We start from the raw sequence: 17,350 nt of genomic DNA, 5'->3' as shown, positions 1-17,350 counted from the left end.
CGTAGCCCTCATGGTAACCGCTTCAGCACATGACGTAGCCACGTATAGAACGCTTTTTTTCGGTAGGTCGGATTTATGAACCGCTTACCTTCGTCCTGATATCGGGCGATGTTTTAAATCGCACAGACTCCAGGCGCTTGTGCCAAAGGCAGAAGCCGCTGCGCGCCCAATACAAAATTTTCACGCGATTGCGCGGCTTATTTAGGAAGACGAAAAGCACCGGGTCGAACACGGCTATCTTAATGTCCAGCTCGACCAGCGCAGCCAGGCCATCAATGGATTTTCGAAAGTCGACGGGCCTGGAGCACAGATACACTTTTTCGACTTTGACGTCGGGTCACATCACGGCGAGCTGGGCCCAGAGGGGAAATTGGGAACACAGCATCCGGGGTCACCGCTAAGCGCTTTGAATGCGAGGCTCATGGAGCGCTTACAAAAAATTTGATAACCGGGCAGTTGGCCACCCTACCCTCGACTTATAAATATTAAATCCCTTCGCTTTTGCAACGTACGATTGGCATAATACGCCAATTACAACAGCTAAAACCTAGACTAGGAATTAAACACATGGGTGCTTTCCGCCTACTACTGGCGATGCTGGTAGCAATCTCTCACATGGGTATATCAATAGCAGGGCATAATCCCGGTGTATTTGCAGTCATCTCATTCTTAATAATAAGCGGACTCGTGATGACCTCTCTAATAAAGAAAAACTATTCTACGATAGATAGAGTCCCCGCTTTTTATCTAGATAGAGCACTAAGACTTTACCCTCAATTTTTATTTTACTTTTTACTTGCTTGCATCATCATCGGCACAATGCTTCCAAACTCGCCGACTGCAGAAGGCATCAGCGCAGCCAACATCATCCCTAGTCTAGGAATTTTACCGCTTGACTTATACATGTTTGGTATTACCTCTACAGATATCATACCCCCTGCATGGTCATTAGGCCTTGAAGCCTTTTTCTATCTTGCGATTCCATTTATACTCATCTGGAAGCTGAGAACATTCATGTTTACTGCATCTCTGATGATAGCAATCACTGCAATCACCGGAGTTATAAACACAGATATATACGGCTATCGATTATTGCCCGGAGTGCTTTTCATATTCCTTTGCGGAAGCTATATATTTTTTAGCGAAAAATGGGGGAAAATTCTGATTTTTACAGCATGGACCGTTCAGCTTATTCTTTTCATAGCCATACAAGTAGGCACAGTCAAGGAGGCGCCATCTAACACAGAAGTGACTGCAGGCATTATCTTTGGAATCCCGGCAATTTATTTCCTATCCAAGTTTGGCTACCACAAAATTGACGAATTCTTTGGAAACATAAGCTACGGAGTATTTCTTAACCATTTTATATTTATATATATATTTCATAGTTTTGGCGCAAGCAACCTCTATAATTCGCCGTCACTGGCAACAGCCCTACTTGCATGCTCCTTTATTGCAAGCCTAGCATCCTATTATTTTATTGAAAAGCCGATTCTACGCTATAGGCATATCTTGCGCAAAAAAAGCCGACCTAACCTCTAGCTTTACCCGGTTGCATCTGGATGCACTTTCCAAATGCAGCCGCTCTTGAGGAAAAAAGCTTAGACAAATAAATAAAATCAATATTCACGCTGACACGCAATTTAATTTTTCTGACTCTCTAGCTTCCTACTGACCCAATATCCTACATTCCGGCTCGGCAATTCTAACCAACGAAAAGAAGCAGCAGACAGCCCCCAGACCAACAAAAAAAGAAGGCTATTAAAGAAAAATATCGCTATCCAACCTGAGTACCCCTCATATAGACGCCCCACAAACCATATCAACGGCACATGCACTAAATAGATAGAAAATGAAAATTTTCCAGCACTCTCGAATAGACGGGCAGCACGCTGAGGCATCAAACACCCCTTATCTGGCAATGATATGACCAGCAAAAAAACACAGCTCAGCACTATGAGCACGTATGCTTTACCAAAAAAATTTGCCGTCGCATACATACAGACCAAAAGCAACACCGGCACCACACACCAAAAGAATTTTATATACGACCTACTGGATATCCACTGGATTAGCGGCACACGAAAATAATAAACAAGAATACCGCACAACATTGGCTCAATACGAAACACCCCCCACAATGGCCACCCCTGAAACGCCAAATAAAAAAGAGCCACCAACAACAAACTTATCACAATACAGACAGCACGTCCTTTGATCACTATAAAGAACAACGGAAGCAAAAGATAAAACCACTCTTCAAGAGACAGAGACCAGTAGTACCCAAACAAACCACAACCGTCGCCCTTCACACACTCGACATAAAGAAAAATGTGGGCCCACTGAAACACCGCTGAAACAGCATGATGAAAGTTATTGGAAAATATACCAAAATAGGGCGTCACAAAAGATAGAAGCGTCCATATTACAACCCACACAATAGCCGGCAAGATAGTCCTAAACCAACGACGAGCAAAGTACACTCGCAGCACTGAAGTTATGCCTTGCATCCTTGCATTTAACGCACGCGCCAACGAAGAACTAACCAAAAATCCGCTGATCACAAAAAAAAGATCTACACCGAAAGACCCGTTAAATATCGCCAAGAGAAATTTAATTGACTCAGGAAGATAAGAAACGGCAGCCATGTGATAGGACACAACCAACACAATTGCTAAACCGCGCAGTACGTCGACATCCCTATTATGCCTTCCCTCCTCCATACCCCCCCCACAATAAATAAGCAACACCCCCCACAGAATCATCAATCCTCATGGTGAGCTAAACCCGCGCTAACGCGGAACTGATCCACTATTTAAATCAATCGACGGTAGATCTCGGCATAAGTAGCGACCATCACATCCGCCGTAAACACCTTTTCAAACCGCCCGGCAGCATTTCGCCCCATCTGCGCGGCCCTCTCAGGCTGATCCCAAAGCGTTTGCATCGCCGACGCCAACGCATCTACATCCGCAGGAGGCACCACCAACCCCGTCTCGCCAGCAATATTAATATAAGACATGCCAGAGCCAATCTCACAGGAAATCATCGGTTTCCCGTACATCGCCCCCTCCAGCAAAGAGATGCCAAACGACTCAGAACGCAAGTGGGAAGGAAAAACCAATGCATAGCAAAGATTGAGCAAGGCGGCTTTATCAACATCCGGCAACTTGCCAACGAAATACACATTATCCAGAGCAGAGGCTTGAGCTTTGGCTTTCAGCTCCTCTTCCAGCATTCCACCACCGACAATGACCACAGGAAGACGCGTCTTCTCTGCCGCCGCCAGTAGAAAGTGAATGCCCTTGTAATAACGCAGTGCACCTACAAATAGGAAAAACTTCTCGCCCACCTGTTTTTTCCATTCCTCAAGCTTTTCAACCGAGGGTTCTGGATAGGTTGCCCGATCCAGACCATAGGGAACGATGCTGACCTTTTCCTTGAAGCCTGTCAGCACCCTGCTGCTCTGTGCATAGTTTGGCGAGGACGCGACAATACAATCAACGCTGGAGAGGAAGCGGTACATTAGCGGTTTGTAGAGCTTGAGCAGGGTCTTCTGCTTGACGATATCCGAGTGGTAGCTGACAACGGTGGGCTTACGCAAGCGCGTGGCAAAATGGACCAAATCCATATAAGGCCACGGGAAATGGAAATGGATGATATCCGCGCCCTTAGCCAGCTCCGCGAAATCCCCGAACGCCGAAAACGAAAAACCGGTCGAGGCCACATGCAAATCAAGCTTGGAGCGGTGGGCCACATGGGTACCCACGGTCTCGTTACGAGCTGCGCCACGAGAGCTCAAGGAAAGAACTTCAGCCTGAATTCCATACCTGGCCGAACCTTCGGCCAGTTGGAAAATCACCTGCTCGATACCGCCCATGGTTTCCGGGTAGTACGTCTTGAAAAAATGCAGAACCTTGATCATCAACTTTCCATAACTTTCTGGTACACCTGCAGCGTTTCGTCGGCACAGCGCTGCCAGGTAAATGCCGAACAGTGCAGCAGCCCCTCAGTAATGGCCTGAGCACGCCAGGCCTCATCCTCGAGGCCTTTCTGCAGGAGCTCGGTCAGTTTTTCGACATCCAGAGCCTCGCACATCAGCGCGGCATTGCCGGCAACCTCAGGCAACGAAGAACTGTTGGAGCACACCACCGGCACACCAGAACTCATGGCTTCCAACACCGGCAGGCCGAACCCCTCATACAACGATGGGAACGTGAACAACCGCGCTCCGGCAAACAACAGAGGTAGATCTTCGCTCGGCACAAAGCCCAGGTAGCGTGCCCAACCCTCTCGTCGTGCCGTCTCCAGACGCAGGTGAATCTCATCATTGCGCCAGCCGTGGTAACCGGTGAGGACTAATGGCCAACGGGCTCTCAAAGCCAACGGCAGTCGCGCATAGGCGCTCAGCAAGGTTTCAATGTTCTTGCGAGGCTCGATCGTACCGACAAAAAGACTGTATTCCCCGGGCACAAGGCCGTGCTTGGCGAGCGAGATCTGCAGCATTTCGTAATCGCGCGGATGGAACTCTTCGGAGCTGGCCAGCGGAACGGTATGGATACGCTCGATTGGCCATGAGAAATACTCGGCCAATTCTCGACGGATGTACTCTGAGTCAGTAATCAGCGCATCAGCCCGTTCCAGGGTCTTCTTCAACTCTTTTTGCAGATAGCGAACTAACTGCGGGGCGTGACAATGGGCCCAGGTAAACGGAGAAAGGTCGTGGAACGTTGCAACCCTCTTCCCGCCAAATGGAGGGAGATAATAGTTTGGACTGTGGTACAGAAAGTCCGAGTACTTTTTCAGCGCCTGTGCTCGAAGGATCGGCATCAGCAACCGATATGCCTCCACCGCCAAAAAATTCTTCTGGACAGTTCTCTTCAAACCGTATCCGCCGCCGGAGGCATCAGAGGCGGTAGGCAGACGGGGTAAAAAGCGGCGACCTGCAAAAAACTGGAGATCCGTAATCTCCTTGCTTGTCTGTAGTCTCAAGGCTAGTTCGTAGGTATAACGACCTATGCCGGTCAGTGGAAAACGGACCGGCTCTACGGATAACACTAACTTCATTTATTCGGCCGCCAACATCCAGTTCAAGGTTTCTTCGAGTGGGGGGGCTTGCCACCCTGCCACCAGTGACTTGAGGCGGCTATTGTCGCCACACAAGGTCTTCACCTCGTTTTCCCGCACAAACGCCGGATTAACCTCAACTACGATCTTTCGACCCGACAACCTCTCGCACATGGCAATGACTTCGCGCAACGAGTGGACATTGCCAGAGCTGACATTGACTGTGTGGCCAATGGGCTTGGCTTCCAAAAGCCCACGATAGGCTTTGACCAGCGCTCGTACGTCGCTGAAATCGCGCCACACATCAAGGTTACCCAGCTCGATTCTCTCGGCCTTACGGCGGAAGTGAGAAACAATCTTGGGTAATAGGAAATTTTCTGCCTGACCGACACCGGTGTAATTGAAGGGGCGAGCAATGACCAGAGGCAATCGATCGCGCCATAAGTTAGCCATGTACTCCATGGCCAACTTGCTGACTGCATAATCATTAGCCGGGGCCGGGACAGTGGTTTCATCCAGCAAACCGGATGAGGTATTGCCGTACACATTGGCGCTACTGGCCAGCAGAACGCAACTCGGTGTTTTGCCGCAATTGGCGATGGCGTCGAGCAGGTTCCGGGTGCCTATCAGATTGACCTGATAAAACGCCTCCGGCGTACCATGCCCAACAAATGCCAACGCAGCAAGATGCACTACGAAGTCCGGCTGAAGCGTTGCCAGCAAAGCGTGTAGACCTAGCCCATCAGCCAGATCGATCTGATGGTATCCAGCTTCATCGGAGGGCTGACTGCCCAACCCGCTGACCTCGTAACCGTAAGCTTTGAGTTCAGCAGCCATGTAACGCCCGGTGAACCCCTGAATACCTGTTATCAGTGCACGCTTGCCAGCAGTGGTCATCAGAACGAAAATCCTTGTGCATTGCGACGAAGATCCGCCTCAACCATCATGCGGCACAGCTCTTCGAGATTGACCTTGGACTCCCAACCAAGTATTTCCTTTGCTTTGGCCGGGTTGCCGATCAACAACTCGACTTCAGTAGGACGGTAGAACTTGGGATTGATACTCACCAGCACTTTACCGGTGTCCGCATCAGTGCCCTGCTCTGCTTCAGCCTCACCGGTCCAGTTGATGGCGATGTCCACTGCCTTGAACGCCATCGACACGAAGTCGCGGACAGTTTCGGTGCGGTTTGTGGCCAGGACGAAGGTGTCCGGCTCCTTGGCTTGCAGCATGCGCCACATGCCTTCTACGTATTCCTTGGCGAAGCCCCAGTCACGTTTGGCATCCAGGTTGCCCAGCTCCATTGCCTCCAGCAAGCCCAGCTTGATCTTGGCCACGGAGTCGGTGATTTTTCGGGTCACAAACTCCCGACCGCGCAGTGGTGATTCGTGATTAAACAGAATACCGCTGGTTGCAAAAATACCGTACGACTCACGGTAGTTGATAGTCATCCAGTGGGCGTACAGCTTGGCCACACCGTAAGGGCTGCGAGGGTAGAAAGGTGTACTTTCAACTTGCGGAATAGCCTGGACTTTGCCGAACATTTCGGAAGTCGAGGCTTGGTAGAAGCGAACCTTCGGGTTAACAATACGAATGGCTTCCAGCAGGTTGACCGCACCCAGACCGGTGATTTCAGCAGTGGTCAATGGCTGCTCGAAGGAGACGCCCACGAAACTCTGCGCCGCTAGGTTGTAGACCTCGGTGGCTTCAGTAGTCTGAAGCAGACGAATACTGGCAGACAGGTCGGTCAGGTCGTATTCAACCAGATGCAGATTAGGGTGCTGGTGAATGCCCAGCTCCTCAATGCGCCAGAAATTGACAGAGCTGGTACGGCGGTAGGTGCCATACACAGTGTAACCCTTTTCCAGCAACAGCTCCGCCAGGTAGGCGCCGTCCTGACCAGTAATGCCGGTAACGATAGCTTTCATTCGAATCCTCTGAACCCCATACAAATATTTTCAAAAACGAGGAGCCCATACCTGAGCCCCAGATGCATGCCTAGGCATTTAGCGTAGTGCAGATCATACAGACTGCTGCCATTCATGACGACAGCGCAGAGGCCAGCTAATATGCCACTGGTACTGCTTCAACCGACCTTGCAAATTTTCCCGATCATGTCGACACACATCATGTCGGCATGATCAGGCGAAGCCTTAGGACTAATTTAAATCGGCGCGCGCAAGCAGCTCGGTAAAAATCGTGCCTTGTTCGTAACTATCTTGTTCACTATTTACAGAGAAAAAGCCAACGCCTTGATGGCGCAACGCCTCCAACCCTTCCTGCATTGAGTCACGATGTGCGGATCCACCTTCCAACATGATCAGCCGATCACCCATTCGATAAGAAACCTTCTCATCATGTAATACATCCGAAGGGCAGCCTAGAATCGATAGAGTAAATGCTCTCGCATAGCGATAGACCTGTTCCTCGCGATCGGCGAACACCGGCTCAAATCGCACACCGGCAGGAACACGCGCCAACCAGTCACCAATCAACGCTCCTGCTTTGTCTCGTGGCATTTGCCCATCGATGAATGGTGTCACATCGAACAATAATTGTGAGCGCTCCAGTGCTGCCGGCAAAGAACGATCGATCGCATCCGCAACAGCCATGAGGTCTTCGTCGGTAACAGACAATTCGGGCGTCACAGGGAGCGTGCCGACAGCAAGAATCAACTCTGACACACCCGCTTTGCTGCGTGCAGCGAAATCTTCGATAGCCGTCTTGTACTGGGCAGCACAAGCGCTTGGAGCATGATTGCCGTGAACAATTGCCTGCGCACGCGCGCCTATTACCTTGCGCGCCTGAACGTCAGTCCAGAGCTGATTGAGCGCAGCGATCAATTGAGCATCGGTAAACTCATCCGGCAGTTTGACGACCCCATCATCGTCCAAGTCTGCCATACTACCGTTGGCATTGACGACGGTTGCCAGGCCGTAATTCATGCAATCGAGCACTGCCGCAGAAGTCTCACCTCTCGAATGGGTACGCAGTTGGACACCGACGTCGGCCACGGAGAGATAATCACAGAATGTTTTGCTGGAGGCCCACCCGGTGATCATAATGCGCGAAGCCACACCGGCCTGGTTGATACGCTGCTGGAGCTGGTCGCCGTAGCTACCTGGATCGTTTTGCCCGACAAACACCAGAACACAGGCTGCATCATTGGCCATCGGCGAGCTCAACCAAGCGTCCAGAAGCCTGTGATTCAATTTACTCGGGCCCAGCAAGCCAAAACTACAGACGACAAAATCTTCAGCCTTGAGCGTCAACTTACTGCGGATGTTTTCATTCCCTTCAGAAGGTAACTCTGCAGGAACTCTCAACAACGGAATATTGACCCAATCTCTCCCTGCCTGCGAGCCATACCATTGAGCCGCAAGTTTTCGTGAGTTTTCAGAGTGGATAATCACTCCCTGCGCCGCTTTCAGGACGGCTAGGTTTACTGGATACTTCCAGATAGTGTCAACCAACTCTTTTGTATGGAAGCGGTCAATGACAGCCGAATAACCATGGCTCTCATAGAGTGCATCGGTCCAGACACCTGGAGCCGGAGTATTCAATTCCATGTGCGCGAGAATGCCCGAAAGGAAAAAGTCGTGCAATACCACGACACCTGGAATGACGTTCACAAGCTCGAACATGTGTTCGTGAAATGTCGAGTTGCCAAAATGGTAGAGCACATGGTCAAAAGACGCCGCGTTATCGACAAACCATTCGACTGAGCGAATTTGGCACTTTTCGTTTATCCAAGCCGGCTCGACCACGCTCTGTTTTACGACCAGATCAACATTGAAGTAACGCATCAGCTCGGGCAACAGCTCGGCGCTGTAGTCACTGATACCACTGCGCTCCGCTGGCAACGGTGACACATACGCCAGACGCGGAAGGCCCTGACGGGGTTCAACAGGGGCAACTGACAATGAGCGTTCCTGATGAAAAGCTTCCAGTGCAGCAATGGTGCGCTGAGCAGTAATGTCCCAAGAGAATTGCTTGGCCTGCTCAAGACCATGCAGCTCCAACTCGCGACGGAACGCATCATCCATCAAAACTTCACGTAGTTTTTGTGTGATCGACGCGTCATCCAGAGGATCAAACATTGCCCGCTCATTGTTGATCACTTCCGGCAGACTGGATGTATTTGCCGCGATCACCGCACGACCGCAGGACATAGCCTCCAATGCTGGGAGTCCAAAGCCTTCGTGCCAGGAAGGAAAGACGAAAGCCTGGCACAAGTTATACAATGCAAGCAGATCGTTTTCCGACACAAACCCGGTCATGACGAACTCGTCGTGATCAAGCCCGTGTTCCTTGGCCAGGGCTTCCAGACGCACGCGATCATCCGGCCTTACCGAGCAGACGACCGCCAGTTGATGCAGTTCGCGGACACTGGCGGGCAGCAATGCATAAGAGCGGATCAGACCTTCGATATTCTTGCGGTGGTCAATACCCCCCGTGTACATCACATATGCACGATTCAATCCGAAGCGTGTGAGCACCTCAGTTTTTTGCGTATCGCTGTACGATTGCACTTTGAAGTGAGCATCTGCTGCGGTCGAGATATTCACTGCATGGAGAGCATCGACCCCCAAGTACCGGATGGCTTCCTGACGAGAAGACTCCGAGATGGCCAACAGCAGATCAGCTGACTTCAGATAGCGGACTTTACTGTCATACCACTTCGAGATGAGCGGGTTCTTCAAGTAAATGTCGCGATTGATGAGCGGGATCAGGTCGTACAGAACCACCGCAGTCGGCAGCCTGTTGGTAAAGCACCCGATACTGGTGACAGAGTCATCTTCAACACCTTCGAAAAGGCTGCTCACCAGCACGACATCTGGCTCAAGCGAAGCCAGGAAAGACTCGCGAACCCGTTCCGCAGCATCACGCCGCCAGGCATTTCCTGCATCGATATGACTAACAGCCTCCGGGGTATGCCAGACGACTATATTTTCCTGAGGGATCAAACCCTGGAAGATATTGCGAAGGCTGTCCACGGACTCAGGAAATGCTCCGTTCAAGGCGAGTAGAATTTCATGATCGGCGCTATTACGCGCAATACCTTGGGCCAAGGACAGCGCATAGCGACCAATACCGCGGTTACGCGAGCCAGTGGATTGAGCACCTTGCAGATCGATTACTATACGCATTATTGGCGTCCACCACGTTGTTCGGCAGCCTTTTTGAGCCGTAGGTACAGATCACGTCCGCGGCCGGTAAGGTGCTGTTCACTTAGTGGTGCTATGGCCCGCTTGGCAGCAGCGCTTTTGGCAAGACGATTGAATAACTTACGGGCGACATCGTAAAGCCTCGCACTCCTCAGCACACTGATGCACCGTGCTCGCAATTGAGGTCGCGCCACAAAAAACAGGCTTGTTTTGCAAAGCGAGAATTTCAGGATTTTTTTCACGAAAGTTTTCAAACGAACCGTAAAACCCAGCTCTTTGGCCAAACGGCTTTGAAAGACCAGCCAACGCAACGGCCGTGTCAAGCGCCAGGAAGTGCTCGCGTACAAAGCAGCCAATTGATCTTCTAGCGACGCTCGCAACAACTCCTGACGTCTAGTCTCTGCCTCTGCTTGGGAGACGTGATTTTGAATGAGTTGATAAAAGGAGTGCGAAGCTTTGCCGCCCAGCACAAAACGGTCAAAAACATTGGGAGGCCGGTTAAACGACTCAAACAGTTCGGGGTGCGATTCATGTACATAAAAACGGTTAAGTCCATCGAAGTAAGCAAAGCGATAACCCTTCGCCAGAATCAAGTGCTCCCAGTCACCATGACTCTGCTCTTGACTTAACGGCAATGTACTCTCGATGACCAAAATCCAGGGGCGAATTGCCGATTCGACCCAGCTTTCGATAACGTTTTTCTCAAGGCCCTCAACATCGATTTTCATCCAGTTGACGTCACGGTCCCGATATTTTTCCAACAAGGCATCGAGTGGCATAACAGGGACCACACGGCGAATAGCCTTATATCCCGATTCAATATGTAGCTTGGCGATTGAGTCATCGGACGTCGAAAGACCTGTATCCGAGAACTCATAAAACTCTAGCGTTTGCGCACCCGAACCGATAGCGACCTGTTCGATCACTTCATCAGGCCGAGCGAGCTTCAGCTTCGTGGAGTACTGCTCGGTTGGTTCAACATGCACACCACGCCAATCATGCTCATAGAACGCCAGGCTGACAGAGTCGCTAACCGGGTCCTGGGCTCCGATGTCGATGTAGAAACCTTTACCGACGTGACTCAAAGCCCTCCACAACATGACGTCTTCAAAATTTTGAGCGTAGGAAACAAAACTCATCAGTGCTTTACCGAGTAAATATAATTAATAAATTCGCCATCTTGCGTATACGAATCAATTAGTAACCCTGCTTGCTCGGCGAGCACTTGACGGGAACGCCCAAGGTAGAAAAACAAATGAAAACGGGTAAATTCGTAGCGGTACTCGAAGCAAGGAGTAGTGTGAGACATCTTCCCTCCTGGCTTGAGGTGTTTGGCCATCGAGCGCATTTCGGTCAACGGATGACGAAAGTGCTCCAATACATTATTGGAGAAAATGCCGTCAAATTCGATGGCATCAAGATCACGCTCACTGGAAATGACATACGGTTCATTGGCTGTCGCACCAGAGTGATGTGGCTCATAGGCCATCACGTTCCACCCCTGCTCACGTAATAGCTGAACAGATTTCGACCATCCGCCTGCACCGTAGTTCAGATAAACCCCTTCTTTGTTTGGGTTAAGTGCGTGGAAGGTACGAACCTCCAAGTCAGTCGAGTCACCTTCCTGATAGACGCTATAGTGAACGGCATAGTCTTGTGAGAGTTCCGCAGCGCTCAACACCATCATTTTAGACGGACCGAAAACAGCATCACAATCCGGACACTGGTGACGAAGCAGTCGCCCTCCTCCGAATACACAGTGCGACTCCATGGCCTTGTACGCCGACGTAGCGTGTACCGCGCCACAAAGCTCGCACGCCAAGGTCAAAGGAGAAGGCAACAACCTTTCGACATGATCGATAACTCTCCATTGGCTTGCAATCCGCCCTCGGACAGTGTCTTGGTGAAAGGCCGCCAAGTGATCCACAATGGCGTTTTGAGCCGATGTATTCGCATCAGTTTGAGCAGGAACATGTAGTGCCGCTTGCGACAGTCGAGTCAAACTTGACCTACGCGTAACGGCCACGTCAAAAGCGGATAAAAGTTTGTTGACTATTCTGATGATCATCATTCAACCATTTCTTTCTCAATAGTGACAACTGGATTCAGCCACAGGCTGCCAGTGAACACATCACAATTGACGTTCAACATCTCGAAAACCAACGCCAGATCGCGCCACTCATAGTTTTCAGAAAGGTGATTTTCAGACCCTGTCAATGCAACAGCAACTGAGTAACTGCCTGGACCCAAGTTTGCGTTAAAAGCAAATCTGAAATCTACACATTCACCGGCGCGCAAGTCACTCAAGGTCTGCCGCATGTGGTGCGTATTAGTACCGAAAACGGGTTGCCCCAAGCGATCCTTGATCATGAAACCAAGTACCATCTTGTCGATGCCCTGGTTGACTTTTGCTCGAACACGCAACGTGACCGATGCACCGACCTCAACGACCTTCAAGGAGTCGCCATGCTCATCGAGGACACTGACATCCAGGATGGATGCTTCGCCGGAACCCGACACCGTCTGAACTCGCCCTTCTTCGGCCACCAACTGGTGTACCGTCTGGTTTTCTCTTTCGGCTAGGATCGCATTGTAATAATCCATCACTTCTTCAGGTTTTCCTTCCATCGCTAGCTTGCCGCTTTTGAGTAGGATGGCACGATCACAAACGGACTGAATCGCCGCTTTGTCGTGCGAAACAATCAGCAAGGTTGTCCCCGCCTTGCGGTACTCGCGAATTCGTTCAAAGCTCTTGTGCTGAAAATACGCATCGCCCACCGACAGTGCCTCGTCGACAATCAAGACGTCAGGCCGACGCGCAGTCGCGACGCTGAAGGCCAAGCGCATTTGCATTCCACTGGAATAGAGCCGCACCGGCTGCTCGAGGTAATCACCAATTTCGGCGAACGCTTCAATTTCAGGCATCAGCTCGTTGACCTCAGCCACGCTAAGCCCTAGCAACTGGCCAGCCATAATCGCGTTCTGACGACCGGTGAAGTCCGGATGAAAACCCATGCCCAATTCGAGCAATGCAGCCACTCGGCCACTGATCTCCACGCTGCCGACGGTAGGCTGGGTGGTGCCAGTGATCATTTTCAACAACGTACTTTTACCTGCCCCGTTGACACCAATGATTCCGACCGCCTCACCTGAACGAACATGAAAGGTGAGCCCTTCCAGCACCCATTTCAATTTATGACGTGGCTTGCTCCATGGGATGACCCACTCAGCAAGTCGGGAGACACGGCTCGGATACTGCTTGTAAGCCTTGCCCAGGCCATTAACATTAATCGTGCCCATCAGAGTTCATCCACCAGCTCACCTGAATGCTTTTTGAATAAACGAAGCCCCAAAAAGCATATGAACAGGCTGAGCAACGCAATAGGAATAAGGGCAATCCAATCGGGCATTAAGCCGTGAACCATGACGCCTTGATAGGTGCCAATCAACGTAGCCATCGGGTTGAGCGCCATCACCCCCTGCAGCCAGGCAGGCAGGATATTGAGTGGGTAAACAATCGGCGTAAACCAGAACCAGAATTGCAGCACCACACCAAAGAGCTGGCCAACATCGCGAAAGAATACGTTCAGCACGCCCAAGGTGATCCCCAGGCCGATGGCAAACAGAACCTGGATCAACAGGACCGGAATAATGGTGAAAAAAACCCATCCTGGGAAATTTCCTGTCACCAGCATAAAGATGATGAACAGCGAGAATATAATGCCAAAATTGACGGATGCGTTCAGCACCAGTGTCACTGGCAGACACAAACGCGGAAAACTCAACTTTTTGATCAGATTCGCGTTATCAATAAAGATGCTTTGAGCCCGACCTACGATCTCGGCGAAGTACCCCCAGCCGATGACCCCGACACAGAGGTAGATACTGTAGCCGAAGACCCCTTCCACACCCGGCAATTTTGCCCGCATCAATTGCGAGAAAATCACCGTGTACACGAAGATCATGGTCAGCGGCTGGATCACCGTCCAGGCAACACCCAACATCGAGTTGGTGTATTTTGACTGAAACTCTCGCTTGACGCTGCCCAGGATAAAACCTCGATAATTCCATAGAGCCTTCAGTGCCGGATTAATCATTGAGCCGCACCAATCAATGCTTCAATTTCCTTTAGGTGAACCCACATCAATTCGCTATTACCATTGGACTCAACGTTCAAGCGCAACAATGGTTCAGTGTTGGAGCCCCGCAGGTTGAAGCGCCAATCCTCGAAAGCCACGCTGATACCGTCAGTCCTGTCCAAGGCAGGTAATTGAGCCTGGTAGTGAGCCAACACCTTTTCAATGGTCTTGGCGACATCGGCCACCTTGTAGTTGATTTCACCGGTACAAGGGAACGCTGCGATGCGCTCATCAACGTGCTCGGACAACGGCTTGCCAGTGCCCGACATCAACGCCGCCACCAACAACCAAGGAATCATTCCACTGTCGCAATACGCAAAATCCCGGAAATAATGGTGTGCACTCATCTCGCCGCCATACACCGCATCTTCCTCGCGCATACGCTCCTTGATGAACGCATGCCCGGTCTTGCTCTGTACGGCGATACCGCCAGCCTGCTCGACCTGCTCGATGGTGTTCCAGGTCAAGCGCGGGTCGTGGATGATCTTGCTACCGGGGTGTTGCTTGAGCAGCATCTCGGCCAGCAAACCGACCAAGTAGTAGCCCTCGATGAAGCGACCGTCGGCATCAAAGAAGAAGCAGCGGTCGAAGTCGCCGTCCCAAGCCAGCCCCATGTCACACTGGCTGGCCAATAGCGCCTGACGGGTCAGCTCGCGGTTTTCCGGCAGCAGCGGGTTGGGTACGCCGTTGGGGAAGTTGCCGTCGAGCTCTTCGTTGATGAACACCCATTGTAGCGGCAAGCGTGCGGCCAGTGCCTTGAGCACAGGACCGGCGGCGCCATTGCCCGGGTCAGCGAGGATCTTCAGGGGCTTGAGGGCCTTGACATCTACGTAGGTAAGCAGGTGTTCTATGTAGGCAGTCTTGTCAAAGACCTCACGCACTTCACCTTTGACGACTGCTTCGTCACCCAAGTCGCCCTGCTCGACGCGCAGACGAATAGCGTCCAGGCCGGTGTCGCCGCTGATGGGGCGCGATTCGGCCTTCACCAACTTCATGCCGTTATAACCCTTGGGGTTGTGGCTGGCGGTGATCATCACGCCGCCGTCGACCTTGTAGTGACTGGTGGCGAAGTAGACTTCCTCGGTGCCGCACAGGCCGATATCGATCACGCTGGCGCCGGCATCGCTGATGCCGCGCATCAGTGCAACTGCCAAGGCTGGGCTTTCCAGGCGCATGTCCTGGCCGACCACAAAGATTTGCCCCTGCAACTCGACGACGAGCGCACGGCCTATGCGGTAGGCAATGTCTTCGTTGAGTTGAGCGGGGACCTGGCCACGGATGTCATAGGCTTTGAAGCATTGGGTCACAATAGGAGGATACATTCTGCTCACTCACTGAATGCGCAATGCCACCCTGGGGTGGCAACGCCGAAAATGGACCGCCAGGGTCTGATGCCACTGGCGCGCGGCCCGGCTTGACGCAAGGCTCGCAACGGGCTCAGTGTGGTTACTTGTCGACGCGACCGTAGTTGTCTTCGAAACGCACGATGTCATCTTCACCCAGATAATCACCGCTCTGCACTTCAATCAGCACCAGATCGATCACGCCCGGGTTTTTCAGACGGTGCTTGTGACCCGCGCGAATGAAGGTGGATTCGTTGGTGTTGAGCATCAGCTCCTGGCTATCGTTGATGACCACAGCCATACCGCTGACGACAATCCAGTGCTCGCTGCGGTGGTGGTGCATCTGCAGTGATAGCGAGGCACCCGGCTTGACCACGATACGCTTGATCTTGAAGCGCTCGCCGTTTTCCAGGGTGGTGTAGGTACCCCAGGGGCGGTGCACGGTGCGGTGCAGCAGGTGCAGGTGGTGCCCCTTGGCCTTGAGTTGACCGACGATGTGTTTCACATCCTGAGCATGATCCTTGTGAGCAATCAGCACGGCGTCCGGGGTGTCGACTACCAGCAGGTCTTCGACACCAACCAGGGCGGTCAGGCGGTCCTCACTGTTGACGTAGTTGTTGCGCGAATCGTAGGAGAACACTTCGCCTTCGAAACGATTGCCCTGCTCGTCAGGCGCAGTGAGGTCGCTCACGGCGTTCCAGGAACCGATGTCGCTCCAACCGATGTCGCACGGGATGGTGGCGACCTTGGTCGAGCGCTCCATCAGCGCGTAATCGATGGAGATATCGGGCACGTTGGCGAAAGTGTCGGCGTCCAGCGCCAGGCAGCTATAACCGGTGGCGGTGGTACGGCGCGATTGCTCCAAGGTACGGGCAACGGCAGCCACCACGTCGGGGGCGTGCTTTTCCAGCTCTTCGAGCACGGTGCCGACGCGGAAGCAGAACATTCCCGAGTTCCAGAAGTAGTTACCGGCAGCAACATAGGACTCGGCAGTTTTCAGATCTGGCTTTTCAACAAAACGCTCGACCTGCAGGCCACCCTCGAGCACGGTACCTTTAGCGGCCTCGATGTAACCGAAACCGGTCTCTGGATACTGCGGCTGAATGCCAAAGGTCACCAGCCAGCCTTGGGCAGCCAAGCTCACGGCTTTTGCAACAGCACTGGCGAAAGCGGCTTCGTCCTGGATCAAATGGTCGGCAGCCAGCACCAACATGTACGCCTCGGCACCATGGACCGCCTTGAGCTGCAGGGCGGCAGCTGCGACGGCCGCGGCAGTGTTGCGACCAAACGGCTCGAGAATATAGCCCTGTGCCAGACCACTGGTGTTGATGGTGCGGTATTCATCTTCGGTCTTAAACAGAAGCTCGCGATTGGTAACGGTAAGCACTTCCACCACACCTTCGAGCTTCGACGCACGCAGGAAGGTTTTCTTAATCAGATTCTGCCCGTCGGGCAGGGTCATGAAAGGCTTTGGATGCGCCTCGCGGGAAGCAGGCCACAACCGGCTACCCACACCACCAGATAGAATTACCGGGATCAATCCCATTTTTTAGATCCTTTACTGCCACTCGAAAGCGTTAGATTCAAGTTGGCTGCTGTCGTATTTTTCAGCACGAAAATGGCACAAAACCGT

The 17,350-nt window shown here is 52.0% G+C and carries 14 protein-coding genes; 1 reads left to right on the top strand and 13 read right to left on the bottom strand.

Annotated elements, in window-relative coordinates; genetic code table 11:
• Positions 1-73: 73 nt before the first annotated feature.
• The gene (tnpB, locus tag M5B42_RS00775) at positions 74-316 is read right to left on the bottom strand and encodes an IS66 family insertion sequence element accessory protein TnpB (protein WP_248744752.1); all 243 of its coding nucleotides are present in this window, start codon (positions 314-316) and stop codon (positions 74-76) included.
• A 251-nt stretch (positions 317-567) separates the two neighbouring features.
• Between tnpB and M5B42_RS00770 the strand changes: the two genes are divergently transcribed.
• On the top strand, positions 568-1,542 hold the full coding sequence (locus tag M5B42_RS00770) for an acyltransferase (protein WP_248744751.1): 975 nt from the start codon (positions 568-570) through the stop codon (positions 1,540-1,542).
• 101 nt (positions 1,543-1,643) lie between these two features.
• Here M5B42_RS00770 and M5B42_RS00765 read toward each other — a convergent pair whose 3' ends face one another.
• From M5B42_RS00765 to M5B42_RS00710, 12 genes are all read right to left on the bottom strand, one after another.
• Positions 1,644-2,765 carry an acyltransferase gene (locus M5B42_RS00765; protein WP_248744750.1) on the bottom strand — a complete coding sequence of 374 codons (1,122 nt, stop codon included), beginning with the start codon at positions 2,763-2,765 and terminating at the stop codon, positions 1,644-1,646.
• A 50-nt stretch (positions 2,766-2,815) separates the two neighbouring features.
• Positions 2,816-3,925 carry a glycosyltransferase family 4 protein gene (locus M5B42_RS00760; RefSeq protein WP_283099647.1) on the bottom strand — a complete coding sequence of 370 codons (1,110 nt, stop codon included), beginning with the start codon at positions 3,923-3,925 and terminating at the stop codon, positions 2,816-2,818.
• Positions 3,925-5,067: a glycosyltransferase family 1 protein gene (locus tag M5B42_RS00755; protein ID WP_248744749.1), complete on the bottom strand. Its 1,143-nt coding sequence runs from the start codon at positions 5,065-5,067 to the stop codon at positions 3,925-3,927. The genes M5B42_RS00760 and M5B42_RS00755 overlap by 1 nt, the downstream gene beginning before the upstream one ends.
• Positions 5,068-5,964, bottom strand: a complete 897-nt coding sequence (locus tag M5B42_RS00750) for a GDP-mannose 4,6-dehydratase (RefSeq protein ID WP_248744748.1) — start codon at positions 5,962-5,964, stop codon at positions 5,068-5,070.
• Positions 5,964-6,995, bottom strand: coding sequence for a GDP-mannose 4,6-dehydratase (gene gmd, locus M5B42_RS00745; protein ID WP_248744747.1), 1,032 nt, complete (start codon positions 6,993-6,995; stop codon positions 5,964-5,966). Before gmd ends, M5B42_RS00750 begins: the two co-directional genes overlap by 1 nt.
• Before the next feature lie 231 nt (positions 6,996-7,226).
• Positions 7,227-10,217: a glycosyltransferase gene (locus tag M5B42_RS00740; RefSeq protein WP_248744746.1), complete on the bottom strand. Its 2,991-nt coding sequence runs from the start codon at positions 10,215-10,217 to the stop codon at positions 7,227-7,229.
• Positions 10,217-11,374 (bottom strand): FkbM family methyltransferase, encoded by a 1,158-nt coding sequence (locus M5B42_RS00735; protein WP_248744745.1) that lies wholly within the window; start codon positions 11,372-11,374, stop codon positions 10,217-10,219. The genes M5B42_RS00740 and M5B42_RS00735 overlap by 1 nt, the downstream gene beginning before the upstream one ends.
• The gene (locus tag M5B42_RS00730) at positions 11,374-12,306 is read right to left on the bottom strand and encodes a class I SAM-dependent methyltransferase (RefSeq protein WP_248744744.1); all 933 of its coding nucleotides are present in this window, start codon (positions 12,304-12,306) and stop codon (positions 11,374-11,376) included. The genes M5B42_RS00735 and M5B42_RS00730 overlap by 1 nt, the downstream gene beginning before the upstream one ends.
• The gene (locus tag M5B42_RS00725) at positions 12,303-13,535 is read right to left on the bottom strand and encodes an ABC transporter ATP-binding protein (RefSeq protein WP_248744743.1); all 1,233 of its coding nucleotides are present in this window, start codon (positions 13,533-13,535) and stop codon (positions 12,303-12,305) included. Before M5B42_RS00725 ends, M5B42_RS00730 begins: the two co-directional genes overlap by 4 nt.
• Positions 13,535-14,332 carry an ABC transporter permease gene (locus M5B42_RS00720; protein WP_248744742.1) on the bottom strand — a complete coding sequence of 266 codons (798 nt, stop codon included), beginning with the start codon at positions 14,330-14,332 and terminating at the stop codon, positions 13,535-13,537. Before M5B42_RS00720 ends, M5B42_RS00725 begins: the two co-directional genes overlap by 1 nt.
• A complete protein-coding gene (locus M5B42_RS00715; protein WP_248744741.1) occupies positions 14,329-15,696 on the bottom strand; it encodes a phosphomannomutase in 1,368 nt (455 codons plus the stop codon). Before M5B42_RS00715 ends, M5B42_RS00720 begins: the two co-directional genes overlap by 4 nt.
• A 124-nt stretch (positions 15,697-15,820) precedes the next feature.
• The gene (locus M5B42_RS00710; protein ID WP_248744740.1) at positions 15,821-17,263 is read right to left on the bottom strand and encodes a mannose-1-phosphate guanylyltransferase/mannose-6-phosphate isomerase; all 1,443 of its coding nucleotides are present in this window, start codon (positions 17,261-17,263) and stop codon (positions 15,821-15,823) included.
• Positions 17,264-17,350 lie beyond the last annotated feature (87 nt).

This window comes from Pseudomonas sp. MWU12-2037, assembly GCF_023242345.1.
In the GTDB taxonomy this organism is placed as follows: domain Bacteria; phylum Pseudomonadota; class Gammaproteobacteria; order Pseudomonadales; family Pseudomonadaceae; genus Aquipseudomonas; species Aquipseudomonas gingeri_D.
Note: the sequence above shows the minus strand (reverse complement) of the source record. Positions and strands in the feature narration are given on the sequence as shown.